Here is a 12800-nt window from a genome sequence, read left to right as displayed (position 1 = left end):
GGTTATGTTTCGTTTGCTGGTAATTCGAGCAGCTCCTCACTCCGCCAACATCTGGGTGAACTCGAAGCATGTAACAGGTGCGGTCAAGAATCATAACACTTGAATACTGAGTATGCGCGGTCCGTCGCTTCGCACCGTGAAATTTGACTCATCCCTAAAAGAGATGGAAAAGATCTAAGCTATTAAAGCTGAAACGGAGTCGTATGCTTAATTTCCTATTTGTAGCAATCGGAGTCGTACTGCTTACTGTGGGTGGAGAAGCGTTAATTCGCGGCTCATTAGCGGCGGCGCAGCGGCTTGGTATTTCCCCGCTGTTAAGTGGCTTGCTTATTGTTGGTTTTGGAACCTCTGCCCCTGAGCTTGTGGTTTCTATTCAGGCTGCGTTAAATGGTCAGCCCGACATTGCGGTGGGTAATGTTGTGGGGAGTAATATTGGCAATATTCTATTAATACTCGGTTTGTGTGCGGTCATTACGCCTTTGGCGGTTAAGCCACTCGTACTGCGGCGTGACGCGGTGACCGTGGTTGGTGCCAGCGCTTTGTTTCTAGTTTTAGTCGGTGGAAGCGCGCTCGCTCGAGCCGATGCGGCTATTTTACTTTTGCTTTTGGCGGCTTATTTAACTTGGGCCTATTGGACTGAGCGCAGTGGCCACTCACCTTCGGCAACGCTCCATGCAGCGGAAGCTGAAGAAGTAACAACGTTACCGAAAACAACGCTTTGGATAACAGCAGCGGTACTTGTCGGTTTGGCGCTCTTAATTGGCGGCTCGCAAGTCATGCTAAAAGGGGCCGTTGGTATTGCACAATCACTAGGTGTTTCAGAAGCCGTCATTGGTTTAACGCTCGTTGCGGTTGGCACCTCGCTTCCGGAGTTGTCGATTTCGGTTATTGCCGCGTTCCGCAAACATGCAGACGTTGCCATTGGTAATATTTTAGGCAGTAATATTTTTAATTTGCTGGGTATTCTCGGTATCTCGGCGCTATTGCAGCCCTTGCCAGTGCATGCTCGTATTTTGCAGTTCGACCAATGGGTAATGATGGGCACTGCATTAATACTTCTACTTTTTCTCTATACCGGCAGGCGGCTCAGTCGGCTGGAGGGTGGGGTATTACTTGTTGCGTATGCAGCGTACGTTTCATTGAGCTTTACGGCCTATGGCGTGTGAGCCGTATGAAATATTTATTTTCATAGCGCGAGTTATCAGTGTCTGGTTGCAAATAGAGTGCCTCGTTGTCTTACGCTAGCTTGTTCAATCCTGGGTGAGCGTATATGATTCATACATAAACCGTATATCAAGGCTGTTTATGGGCATTGTAAAAATCAACGACGACTTGCACGAAGAGGTTCGCAAAGCGAGCTCGGTTATGGTGCGCTCCATCAACGCACAGGCTGAATATTGGATGAAAATCGGTATGTTGGCCGAGGCGAATCCTACCAAAACCTTCTCTGAAATCATTGACGAGCAGATGAAGCAGGCCGATGTCGATGTAAGGCAGGTGGCCAGTGGCTGATGTGATTATCAAAACGGCCGACGAAATTGCGGTCACGGTGTCGGGCGGGAGATGCACGAAGAGCCGAACATTTTGCATTACGGGCAACCCGGCAAAGGGCTGAAACTCAAAGAAGGCATGGTCTTCACCATTGAACCGATGATTAATCAGGGCAAAGCCAAGATCAAAACCAAGAAAGACGGCTGGACCGTGGTCACCAGTGACAAGAAGCTATCGGCGCAGTGGGAGCATACTATTGCAGTCACCGCCGACGGTTTCGAGGTCCTGACCTTACGCGCGGACGAGCAGTCCGCCACTGAATCAAATTAGGAATTAAACCATGTTGAACCGTTTCCGATCTGTCTTGTTTGTGCTTTGTCTTTGGCCCTTGGCATTCGTCCAAGCGGCCGATAACTCGAACCATGAACAACGAGTTCACGACTATATTGCCGCCTTTAATGCGCGTGACGTTGACGCCATGATGTCGATGGTGACCGACGACGTGCAGTGGTTAACGGTTTCGGGCACCACGGTGGTGACTGAGACCAACAGCAAAGCGCAGCTGCGCCAAGGCATGGCGTCTTATTTTAATTCCTGCACCACCTGTAAATCTTCGCTCGAGCATGTATTCTCAACAGAGGGTCGAGTATCCGCCCTTGAAGTGGCACGTTATGAAACGGCGAATGGTCCCCAAGCGCAGCGCAGTGTTTCTGTGTATGAGTTTTCTGGGAATTTAATTAAGCGGGTGTATTACTTTGCGGCAGAGCAGTAACGTGGCCGCGATTTGAACCACAACAGTGAGGTCACGTTATGTCATCAACCATGGATTTAGGGGCATTTTCCGTCAGTCTAACCGTCAAGGACATCGAAGCGTCCAAGGCATTTTACGAGAAGCTTGGCTTTACCTCGTTTCATGGGGAATGCGGCCAAGGGTGGCTTATTCTTAAAAATGGCGACCACATTATTGGCCTGTTTCAAGGTATGTTTGAGAAAAACATTCTGACGTTTAATCCGGGCTGGGATCAGTCCGCACAGAACTTAAGTGAATTCACCGACGTTCGCGACTTACGCGACGAACTCAAACGCCGCGGACTCACCATCTTGAAAGATGAGATCACAAATGAAGAAGGTCCGGGCAGCATTGTTTTGGAAGACCCAGACGGTAACCCGATCTTGATCGATCAACACCGGTAAGCTCTGACCCTGTGGCACAAACTCCTGATGTGCAGGTGCAAAGTTGCAAGTTGCCCAACCGCTTGTTAGGGTTAATGTTTCGTCGCTCCCCGGTACTATGGCTCGATAACATTGCCCCGGCAAGAGGACCTTTTTATGACAAAAGCAGGATTACGGATAGTGCTGCTGATGTGCAGCAGCTTGTTCTGTTTGTATTGGACTATTGGCATTCCGAGTTTTGCCCACCAAAGCGAGGCTCCAGCACTCACTCTCACCGGACCGTCCGGGGCTGTTTCCGAGGGATATTTTCGGCTGCACGCGGAAGGTGACGACACCCTGCATAACGCGCCTGCGGAAACGCAACTTCTGTTCGAACAAAGTGACAGCGAAGACTTCGCCTCGGTGATTCGTCGGTATCCGGCTATGGGGGAATTCAATCAAGTAGCGCTAAGTGGCTTCTCAGACGGGCGCTATTACTTTCGTGCGGCGGTGTTTCAAGCTACCAATGCTGAGCGCGTAGCCGTGAGTAACGTGGTTACTGTACACGTTCAACATCATTCTCTGAATCGGGCATTGACGCTTTTTGCCATCGGTGCCGGCATTTTTATTTTGTTAGTGCTGACCATTTTACGTTATCACTTGCAAACCAAACGGGAGGGTACTGAGCATGACTGACACGCCAGCCTTTGCCCTGAACAGCTCCGTCGGCCTTGCCATTGTGGTGGTGTTTGGATTGATTTGGATCACCTTTGGCTATTACCTCGGGCGCTCTAATAAGACTCATGAAGACTTTGCGTTAGCCGGCCGTAATGTGGGCTTTGCTTTTGCTGCAGCTACAGCTATGGCGACCTGGGTGACCAGTAACACTACTCTCGTGGCGCCTCAACTTACCTATCAGTTTGGCATGTGGGGCATGATCGGCTATTCCTTCGCAGCACTTGGCCTTATTCTCTTTGCGCCGTTGTCGGCCCGTATTCGCGAGCTTTTGCCCCATGGCTATACTAGCGGTGATTTTATTCGTTTGCGCTATGGCAAATGGGCGTGGCGTATCTTTATTGTTATTTCCATGGTGTATGCCATAGGCTGGTTAATCAGCTTAGGTATGGCGGGCGGCATTTTGTTGCAGGCGCTTAGCGGTTTGGATTACCAGGTTGGCATGAGCGCCATACTCTTCATTTGTGTCACTTACACCTTATTTGGGGGGCTGAAAGCTGTTATCGCCACCGACTTTATTCAAGCGCTCATTATTATTGTGGGTGTGGTGTTAGTGGCAGTGCTGTTGTTAATGCGTCAAGGGCTCGAGCCTGTGCATGAAACTCTGAGCATGAACCATCCTGAATTGCTGAGTTTGTTATTCCCCGCAGCGATCATGTTTTTGTTCAACAATATCTTTTTTGGCTTGGGTGAAATTTTCCATTCCAATGTATGGTGGACGCGGGCCTTAGCGTTCAAAAAGAAAGTAGCGTTTAAAGCTTTTTTGGTGGGTGGTTTACTGTGGTTGCCCATTCCTATTGTCACCGGTTTTGTTGCCTTAGCGGCCCCCCAACTTGGCATATTTCCCGCAAGTCCAGACATGGTGGGGCCGAGCGTTGCCGCGCATGTACTCGGCACCTTTGGCGCGGTGGTTGTTTTTATTGTGGTGTTTTCGGCATTGGCCTCGAGCTTGGACTCCTTGCTCGCCGCCACGTCGGACTTGGTAACCCGCGACCTTTATCATAAGCATATGAATCCAAAAGCGGATGACGCCCGTTTGTTTAAAATAAACCGGCGCGTCATTGTCGGGCTTGGGGTGTTAACCTGGCTATTTTGTTTGCCTCAGGTGGCAACCCTAGGGGCACTATTAAATTTCACCGGTGCCTTTGTTGCTAGCACCATTTGGCCTGTGGTGTTTGGTTTGTATAACCCGCGTATTAACGGGCTAACCGCAGCGCTAGCCATGGCATTGGGCACCACGATAGGTTTAATTGCGTATTTCAGTATCGGCTTTTATGTGGCAGCGCTGAGTGCGTGCGCGGTGTCTGGCGCTATTACCTTTGTCGGTGTAAAACTGAGTAAAACAAACTTTGAGTGGTGCCGTTTAAATGAGAAAGCGATGGAAGGAGAGTCGGGATGATCAGCGTTTCAGGTTTGACCGCACTCGTCGTTACAGCAGTAATTTTGGCGGCTTGCGTTCCTTTAATCTTAGTGTTGTTGTTTATTTTAGATTTTAAATCAAAAGAGATTTGGTAATTATATGAACGTAGCTGATGCGTCTTTTAATCGCGAGCGGCCCGATGTGTATGGCGATGCCCATCCCAAAGCGCTGTTACGCACCATTCAGGAAGACGGTGACTTTCTGTTAAAGCTGTCTAATGAGCATATTTTGTCGTCGGATCAATTTTGCCGCGACACCCTCAAGCAGTTATTTCGCCTCGCGGCTAAATACGAGAGTAACCCGACTCGTTTTAGCTCGCCATTACAAGGCAAGATTCTGATCAGTGCTTTTTACGAGCCGAGCACGCGTACGCGCCTGAGTTTTGAAAGCGCATGGCATCGATTAGGTGGCGACATTATGTCGATTACCGACCGCTCTACTACCGGTATAGCGAAAGGTGAGTGCCTCGAAGACGTGGCGGAAATGTTCAATAACTACGGCGACTGTGTGGTGTTGCGTGACAACCAAGAAGAGTCGATTAATGCCATGATGGACACTCTGCGTATTCCTATTATTAATGCGGGCAATGGCAGTGACGAACATCCTACGCAAGCCATGGCAGACTTGTATGCCATTTTCAAATGGCGCCCGGAGCTACTACAAGCGGAAATCGCACCAGAACGAAAAATCACCATGGGTGTGATAGGTATTCCCAGTAAAATGCGCACCGTTCGCAGTCTTTTGAAGACATTGGCGGTTTTTCCTGAGTGTTTTAATGAAATTGTGATTATTCATGATGCTGCCAGTAAAGCCGATTTATTCGCACCAGGGCAGCGTGAAGAGCTTGCGGAGCGAGGGCTCAAGATTACCTTGTCGGAAGACCTCGACGCAGTTTTACCACGCCTTGATGTAACCTACATTAATGCCATTGCGTGGGAAGGTGACGGGTTCGAAACCTATGGCAAAATTTTTACCTTAAGTGCGAGCTCGCCATTGAAGCCAGATGGGATTATTTTGCACCCGTTGGCGCGTGGCGAAGAGCTTGCGAAGGATCTCGATAACACTACCCATAACTGGTATTTCAGCCAGGCACGGGGTGCGGTGTTCGTGCGTATGGCGTTGCTCACCTGTATGGTGCAGCGTGCTGAACGTGTCATTGATGTGGTGTAACAGGAGTCTCAACATTTATGTGCGGAATAGCCGGAGTTTTTTACCCGAATCCCAGTGACATGATTAACCCTCAGGTACTTGTGAATATGGCGGCGATTATGCATCACCGCGGCCCTGACGGTTATGGTTATAAAGTATTGAACGACGCGGGTGTAGGTTTTAGCCATGCCCGCTTGTCGATTATAGATCTCGATGAAAACCGTGGCCGGCAGCCTTTCCTTTCACGCGACGAGCGCTTGCTGCTTGCTCACAACGGTGAGTTTTATGATTTTCAACGCATTCGAGCCGATTTAACCGCGCAGGGCGCGCGTTTTGCCAGTAAAAGTGACTCAGAAGTTGTCATCGAGCTTTATCCGCGGCTTGGTTTGATGGATATGTTGCCTCACCTGCGGGGCGAGTTTGCCTTTGCCCTCTACGACAAACAAGAAGATACCATGCATTTGGTGCGTGACCGTTTTGGTATTAAGCCGCTGTATTACACGGAAACAGAAAAAGGCGTGGTGTTTGGTTCAGAGCTGAAGGTCTTGTTTGCACACCCCGAAGTGAAGCGTGAATTTAGCTCTGAAGGTTTGTATCACCAACTGATTCAAGTGATGGTGCCGGGCTCCACCGCCTTTGAAGGTATCAAGCAGGTGCAGCCTGGTCATGTGGTCAGTTTTAAACGAGAAAATGGCAAACTTCAGGTTACCGAAACTAAGTATTGGGATGTGAATTTCCCACTCGCTCATGAGCACGACCAAAACCCCGACGAACAAGCCTACGTAGACGGCGTACGTGAAAAGCTCTTGGAAGCAGTACAACATCGCTTAACGGCTGATGTGCCGGTAGGTTGTTATTTATCGGGGGGTATCGATTCTTGTTCTATTCTGGGGCTCGCCGCTGCAGCCAGCCAGAACCCAATTAAAGCCTTTACCATTGGTTTTGATTCCGCAGATTACGACGAAACGCCGATTGCCAAAGAAATGGCGGAAGCAACGGGCGCGGATCATCACATTATGACCTTGAATGCAGATGATCTTTATGATCATTTTGAACGCACCTTGTGGCACACAGAACGCACTATTTACAACACTCTTGGTGTAGCGAAGTACTTGATGAGCCAGCAGGTGAACGAATCTCAGTATAAAGTGGTGATGACGGGTGAAGGCTCGGATGAGCTATACGCTGGCTATCCTGCGTTCCGTAAAGACTTGTTCTTGCATGGTCTGGATCATTTGCCACCGGAAGAACGCAAAGAGTGGGAAGAGCTGTTGGAGAAAAACAACAAGCTGTTTAAAGGCGCTATGTTAGCCCGCGAAGAGTTTGTCAGTGACGCCTTTGTGGAGAAAATGGGCTTTACCCCGAGTTGTGTGCAGCCATGGCTGTCCTGCTCGAGCTTTGCCGACACTTTGATGGCTAAAACCCACAAAGACAATTTAGGTGACTACGACGCCGGTGCGGCGATTGCCGCGACACTCGATGAAGAGATGCTAAAAGAGCGCCACCCGCTTGATAAAGCGCAGTATGTGTGGATTAAAACCATGCTTGAGGGGCAAATCTTAACTTGGGGTGGCGATCGTGTGGATATGGCCAACTCCATGGAAGCGCGCCCAGCATTTTTAGACCATCACTTAGCTGAGCATGCGTTTAAAATTCCACCGCATTTGCGTATTAAGGGCAATAAAGAAAAATGGGTATTGCGTGAGGCCATGAAAGGGCTGTTGCCGGAAACACTGTACAAACGTGAGAAATTTGCCTTTATGGCGCCGCCAGCGCATACGGACCCGAAAAAATGGCAAGCCATGAAAGTGTTAGCGGATCGCCATTTAAGTAAAGAAGCCGTTGAGCGAGCAGGGTTGCTCGACTTTACTGAAGTGCAAAAACTGTTTGCCATGCACGACGACCCCGAGATTACCGCTGAAGTTCAAGTGCAGCTCGACGCGGTAGTCAATCACATGTTGGGTGTTCAGATTTTACACAAACATTTTGTTCAAACCGACGTGCCGGCAGACGCCGCAAAGCGGGCCGAAGCACTCGGCTGGAGCGCCTAATAGAACGCTTAACGCCGTTCGGAGAGTTCCGTGCGGCGTACCTGCACTAACATGCCAAATTTGTCGTGGTCAAAGTAATGCACTTCGTGGCTGATAATGCGGCGCAGCTGGTTCAGGTAATAGCCGCGGAGAAAAGGAATTTGTTCTGCGCCACCATTACGCCACGCGGTAACTTGCTCTGGAGCGGAGGTAAGTTGCTGACCGAAGGTTTCTGGCTCGCGCACATTTAACTGGCTGTTAATGTGTAAATAATTACCCACTAAATAGAGCTGAAAGGAACCGTCGAGCTCCCACACGTCGGAGGGCAGCCCAGCAGGATATTGGGCCGGTGGTGAAGGCAATAAGTCGCCACGACTGTCCACTTGTGCAAATTGAAAATCACCGCTTTCGATTGCTTGGAGTAAGTTGTCGATGGACTCAATTTGTTCTAAAACCTGCATTTCTTCGGCCGACAGTGGCTGACTTTCGCTGGGTATTTCTGTTACCGCTTGGGTTGCTACCTGTGCGCTTGTAGCCGGAGGCTCTTGCATGTCGAGCAGCGGCGCGGGCTCATTTTCATTAGGCTTAGCGAAGCCAAAATAATCGAAGGTTTTGGTAAAGTTTTCGCCGCCGAATAAGCGGTGTGGGCGCGCTTGACTGCGATTAAAAACGGGTTGACGCCAAACCGTGTGAAGTAGAACATCGGCGCCATGACGCCGCTCGAGTTGAGCGCGCACTTCATTAAAGGTAAAGGCCTCGCGCGGCATTAAAAAAGGCTCTTCCGCGGTGCGAATGTCACCGCCTTCGCCACTCACTGTCGGCAGGCGCTGCTGCCAAAACTCAATAGTAAACTGCTCGGGAGCCTGTGGGTACAGGCTGTCGGTAATAATACGTTCTGTGTGCGGGCGACAGAAAATATCGGCATCAAAGTTTGGTAACGGGGGCATAGGGTAGCGCGTAATCGGCCAGTCGAGTTGCCCTACGTTTGCGGGGAGGTCTTGCATATAAGAGCAGCGCGGGGCTGAGCTCAGTAAACCGTCTAAATGGGGGCGCATGGTGGTGCCCACCAAGTCGCGCAAACCTTCTGTGGGTATGGGGGTAACGGCAATTGGAAAGCGTTCAGGATCAGTCGGCTCAGACTGATTGTGCCGAAAAATAAGGACTTCCACTTCAAACCAGCGGTAGCCGTTGTCGGTTTCTTCTGCCCATGCAGGTAACGTGAACAGCAGGGCAGACACTATACCAAGCGCCGAATAAGAGAAGTGAGATAACCTCGTTTTAAACACCTGAACCAAGCTCCTTAATTTACCTGCGCGGGTGACAATGCAAGAAAAAGTGACTGTACCAGTTTTATGCGCTCTTGAGTATGTTCTATATTGGCGCGAATTTTAAGCCGTGTCGAACCGTCCATGCTGTAGGTTTGGGGTTCAGATTGTAAAAGTTTAATAATGGCGGCGGGTTCAACAGGTGTTTGCGCATTGAACTCCACATAACCACCTTGTGGGCCCAATTCAATTTTCCGAATACCCAGTGGTTCGGCCGCCACTCGCAGCTCACTCACGCGGAACAAATTCTTAGTGGCATCGGGCAAAAGGCCGAAGCGGTCAATGAGCTCAACTTGTAGGGCGTCGAGTTCATGGGAATTTGCCGCTCCTGCAATGCGTTTGTAGAGCGAAAGCCGGGTATTCACGTCACGAATATAGTCTTCCGGTAAAATGGCTGGAATGCGGAGCTCTATTTCGGTGTGCTGTTGTACCAGCGCGTCTAGAGAGGGCTCGCGACCTTCGCGCAAGGCTGTTACGGCTTGGTCGAGCATATCCATATACAAACTGAAGCCAATGGTTTCTATTTGCCCGCTTTGTTCGTCGCCCAGCAACTCACCGGCGCCACGAATTTCAAGGTCGTGGGTGGCCAGCACAAAGCCCGCACCGAGGTCTTCGAGTTGCGCAATGGCTTCTAAACGCTTTATTGCGTCTTTGGTCATGCGCTTTGGCGTGGGGGTGAGCAAATAAGCGTAGGCTTGATGATGAGAGCGACCTACACGCCCGCGTAATTGGTGCAATTGCGCCAAGCCGAGATGGTCAGCGCGGTCGATAATAATGGTATTCGCAGTTGGAATATCAATTCCGGTTTCAATAATGGTGGTACACACCAATAGGTTGAACCGCTGGTGATAAAAATCCGACATAATTCGTTCGAGTTCACGCTCACCCATTTGCCCATGGGCAACGCGTATGCTGGCTTCTGGAATAAGTTCGCGTAAGTTCTCGGCTGTTGCTTCAATGGTGTCGATATTATTGTGGAGAAAATACACTTGCCCGCCGCGTAGTACCTCGCGCAGTACCGCCTCACGAACTGTGGGTTTGTCGTATTCCCTTACAAAGGTTTTTACTGCCAAGCGGCGTGCAGGGGGGGTAGCAATTACCGACAGATCGCGAATGCTATTCATGGCCATATTGAGCGTACGCGGAATGGGCGTTGCGGTAAGGGTTAAAATATCAACCTCGGCGCGCAGGCGCTTAATTTGCTCTTTCTGGCGCACACCGAAACGGTGCTCTTCATCGACAATGAGTAAACCTAGATCTGCGAATTTCACGTCGTTCTGCAATAACTTGTGCGTTCCAATAACAATATCTACTTTGCCTTCTACAAGCGCTTGTAAGGTTTCGTTGGTTTGCTTGCCCGAACGAAAACGCGACAGCACTTCAATACGCACCGGCCAATCGGCAAATCGGTCTTTAAAGTTTTCATAATGTTGTTGGGCTAACAAAGTAGTGGGCACAAGTACTGCTACTTGTTTACCGCCATTTACAGCAATAAAGGCGGCGCGCATGGCTACTTCGGTTTTACCAAAACCAACGTCACCACACACTAAACGGTCCATGGCACGAGGTAGGCTCATATCGGCTTTTACTGCGGCAATAGCATTGAGCTGATCGTCGGTTTCGGTAAACGGGAAGCCTGCACCAAAGCGTTCAAAGTCTTCTTCGTTAATGTCGAACGGGTGGCCCGGTTTGGCTTCACGCTGGGCGTACACTTCCAGTAATTCGGCGGCCACATCGCGAATTTTCTCGGCGGCTTTTTTCCGTGCTTTTTCCCACTGATCGCTGCCGAGTTTACTTAAATTCACTTTTTCGAGGTCGCCCCCGCTGTAGCGACTAATTAAATGCAGGTTGCTTACCGGAACAAATAAACGGGTGTCATTGGCGTAGCCAAGGGTAAGAAACTCGGCAGTTACACCACCGGTGTCTAAGGTTGTGAGCCCTTGGTACTGACCTACACCATGCTGTAAATGCACAACGGGTTGGCCAATATTGAGCTCGGCGAGGTTGCGGATCAGCGCGTCGGTGTTTTGCGTGCTACCGCGCTCGTTGCGGCGGCGAATGTCGGGTTTTGCACCCAGTAACTCGGTTTCAGTAACAACCCATATTTGTTGAGACTCATCGCGTTCGTTAAAGGTAGCAATAAAGGAGTGCGTTAACGGGCCAACGATAATTCCAAACTGCGCTGTACCGTCAATAAACGCGGAAAAGCTTGGGAAGATAGTGGGGTGTAATTTCGCTTTCGCTAATAAGCTCAGTACACTTTCGCGCCGTCCTGCGGACTCGGTGCTAAATAACACGCGTTGCTCCGGCTTCAGGCTCTTAATTGCTTTAGTTAAAGCGGCCATCGGCTCTTTGTGGCGCGTGTCAATGCGCATTTCCGGTAGCGCTTGGGTGGCAAACTCAACCGGTCCTTTTGCGCGGTTGTGCGCTGGGATATTCACCCGAATACGACGCACGCTTTTAAAGGCTGAATTTACTTCGTCTGTCGACAAATAAAGCTGTTGCGGGGGCAATATTGGCCGTTGCTTATCGTAACGACGGTCTTCATAACGGTATTGGATGTCGAGCCAGAGCTGTTCGAGCTGCTTTTGAATGTCGCCTTCGGTAACCAGCACAATATCGCTCGGTAAGTAATCGAATACGGTAGCGGTATGCTCAAAAAAGAGCGGTAAATAGTATTCAATACCGGCCGGCATAATGCCTTCAGTCACTTGCTGGTATACCGAGTCGCGGGCTGTCTGTGCTTCAAATGCGTCGCGAAAACTACGGCGAAAAAACTCAATACCCTCTGGCGTAGTCGGGAATTCGCGCGCGGGTAGCATGGCTATTTCGGCTACGACCTCAAGCGAACGCTGGGTTTCTGGATCAAAAGTACGAATGCTATCGATTTCGTCGTCGAAATAGTCGATACGAAAAGGAACTTTTGAACCCATTGGGAACAAGTCTAGAATAGACCCACGCACACTGTACTCACCGTGTTCCATGACCTGTGCCACATGCCGGTAGCCGGCGCGTTCGAGCCGAATTCGTAAATTTTCTGCGGTAATGGTTTCGCCTTGCTTAAGCTCTAATGCATGGCCCTGAATGAAACTTGCTGGCGCGCAGCGGTGTAACAGTGTGTTCACCGAAACAATAAGCAGCCCCGACTGCATGCTGGGCAGGCGTGAAAGTATGCGCAAACGTTCGGAAATAATGTCTTGGTGAGGCGAGAAATTGTCGTAGGGTAGCGTTTCCCAGTCGGGTAATACATGCACGTGGTGACTGGTGTCGGCAAGAAAAAACTCCACTTCTTGTGCAAGTCGATATGCCGCAGGAGCGTCGGCGGTTACCAACAAAATAGGCCGTTTAGCGGTTCTCACTAGGCCTGAGAGCGCGAGTGCTAAACTGCTCCCGGTCAGGTTTTTCCATGTTTGATCGAGCGTGGCGTTGTCGGGTATTGGCGGCTGAAGCAGAGAAACACGTTGCATGATAAAGTTCTTTTAAACCGAAAGTGGAAAG

10 protein-coding genes and 1 pseudogene are annotated in these 12800 nt (G+C 50.0%); 9 read left to right on the top strand and 2 right to left on the bottom strand.

Annotated features, from left to right (window positions below):
• Positions 1 to 203: 203 nt before the first annotated feature.
• The 9 genes and pseudogenes from DQW12_RS02710 (at position 204) to asnB (ending at position 7998) form a co-directional block, all read left to right on the top strand.
• Complete coding sequence (locus DQW12_RS02710; RefSeq protein WP_113906306.1) at positions 204 to 1166, top strand: calcium/sodium antiporter; 963 nt, start codon at positions 204 to 206, stop codon at positions 1164 to 1166.
• Positions 1167 to 1305: 139 nt separating this feature from the next.
• Positions 1306 to 1512 (top strand): ParD-like family protein, encoded by a 207-nt coding sequence (locus DQW12_RS02705; RefSeq protein WP_113906304.1) that lies wholly within the window; start codon positions 1306 to 1308, stop codon positions 1510 to 1512.
• A gap of 18 nt (positions 1513 to 1530) precedes the next feature.
• A pseudogene (locus DQW12_RS02700) lies at positions 1531 to 1821 on the top strand (M24 family metallopeptidase); the annotation flags it as partial.
• A 10-nt stretch (positions 1822 to 1831) separates the two neighbouring features.
• Positions 1832 to 2263, top strand: coding sequence for a nuclear transport factor 2 family protein (locus tag DQW12_RS02695; RefSeq protein ID WP_113906302.1), 432 nt, complete (start codon positions 1832 to 1834; stop codon positions 2261 to 2263).
• 50 nt (positions 2264 to 2313) lie between these two features.
• Entirely contained in the window at positions 2314 to 2685 is a 372-nt protein-coding gene (locus DQW12_RS02690; protein ID WP_113906601.1) for a VOC family protein, read from the top strand.
• Positions 2686 to 2820: 135 nt separating this feature from the next.
• Positions 2821 to 3339 carry a hypothetical protein gene (locus DQW12_RS02685; protein ID WP_113906300.1) on the top strand — a complete coding sequence of 173 codons (519 nt, stop codon included), beginning with the start codon at positions 2821 to 2823 and terminating at the stop codon, positions 3337 to 3339.
• Entirely contained in the window at positions 3332 to 4777 is a 1446-nt protein-coding gene (locus DQW12_RS02680) for a sodium:solute symporter family transporter (protein WP_113906298.1), read from the top strand. The genes DQW12_RS02685 and DQW12_RS02680 overlap by 8 nt, the downstream gene beginning before the upstream one ends.
• A gap of 120 nt (positions 4778 to 4897) precedes the next feature.
• Positions 4898 to 5968: an aspartate/ornithine carbamoyltransferase family protein gene (locus tag DQW12_RS02675; protein WP_113906296.1), complete on the top strand. Its 1071-nt coding sequence runs from the start codon at positions 4898 to 4900 to the stop codon at positions 5966 to 5968.
• A gap of 17 nt (positions 5969 to 5985) precedes the next feature.
• On the top strand, positions 5986 to 7998 hold the full coding sequence (gene asnB / locus DQW12_RS02670; protein WP_113906294.1) for an asparagine synthase (glutamine-hydrolyzing): 2013 nt from the start codon (positions 5986 to 5988) through the stop codon (positions 7996 to 7998).
• A gap of 8 nt (positions 7999 to 8006) precedes the next feature.
• On the opposite strand, the gene DQW12_RS02665 is transcribed toward asnB, so the two are convergent.
• Both DQW12_RS02665 and mfd read right to left on the bottom strand, forming a co-directional pair.
• Positions 8007 to 9263 (bottom strand): CsiV family protein, encoded by a 1257-nt coding sequence (locus DQW12_RS02665; protein WP_157957830.1) that lies wholly within the window; start codon positions 9261 to 9263, stop codon positions 8007 to 8009.
• 14 nt (positions 9264 to 9277) lie between these two features.
• Positions 9278 to 12769, bottom strand: coding sequence for a transcription-repair coupling factor (mfd, locus tag DQW12_RS02660; RefSeq protein WP_113906290.1), 3492 nt, complete (start codon positions 12767 to 12769; stop codon positions 9278 to 9280).
• Positions 12770 to 12800: the final 31 nt, after the last annotated feature.

The sequence above is a fragment of the Aliidiomarina celeris genome, assembly GCF_003316875.1.
GTDB classification, from domain to species: Bacteria; Pseudomonadota; Gammaproteobacteria; order Enterobacterales; family Alteromonadaceae; genus Aliidiomarina; species Aliidiomarina celeris.
This window is presented reverse-complemented; position numbering and strand designations above follow the sequence as displayed.

Bases quoted from the DNA above. Each gene is read 5' to 3' on its own strand.
- DQW12_RS02710 (WP_113906306.1), top strand. From the start codon at position 204: ATGCTTAATTTCCTATTTGTAGCAATCGGAGTCGTACTGCTTACTGTG.
- DQW12_RS02705 (WP_113906304.1), top strand. From the start codon at position 1,306: ATGGGCATTGTAAAAATCAACGACGACTTGCACGAAGAGGTTCGCAAA.
- DQW12_RS02695 (WP_113906302.1), top strand. From the start codon at position 1,832: ATGTTGAACCGTTTCCGATCTGTCTTGTTTGTGCTTTGTCTTTGGCCC.
- DQW12_RS02690 (WP_113906601.1), top strand. From the start codon at position 2,314: ATGGATTTAGGGGCATTTTCCGTCAGTCTAACCGTCAAGGACATCGAA.
- DQW12_RS02685 (WP_113906300.1), top strand. From the start codon at position 2,821: ATGACAAAAGCAGGATTACGGATAGTGCTGCTGATGTGCAGCAGCTTG.
- DQW12_RS02680 (WP_113906298.1), top strand. From the start codon at position 3,332: ATGACTGACACGCCAGCCTTTGCCCTGAACAGCTCCGTCGGCCTTGCC.
- DQW12_RS02675 (WP_113906296.1), top strand. From the start codon at position 4,898: ATGAACGTAGCTGATGCGTCTTTTAATCGCGAGCGGCCCGATGTGTAT.
- asnB (WP_113906294.1), top strand. From the start codon at position 5,986: ATGTGCGGAATAGCCGGAGTTTTTTACCCGAATCCCAGTGACATGATT.
- mfd (WP_113906290.1), bottom strand. From the start codon at position 12,769: ATGCAACGTGTTTCTCTGCTTCAGCCGCCAATACCCGACAACGCCACG.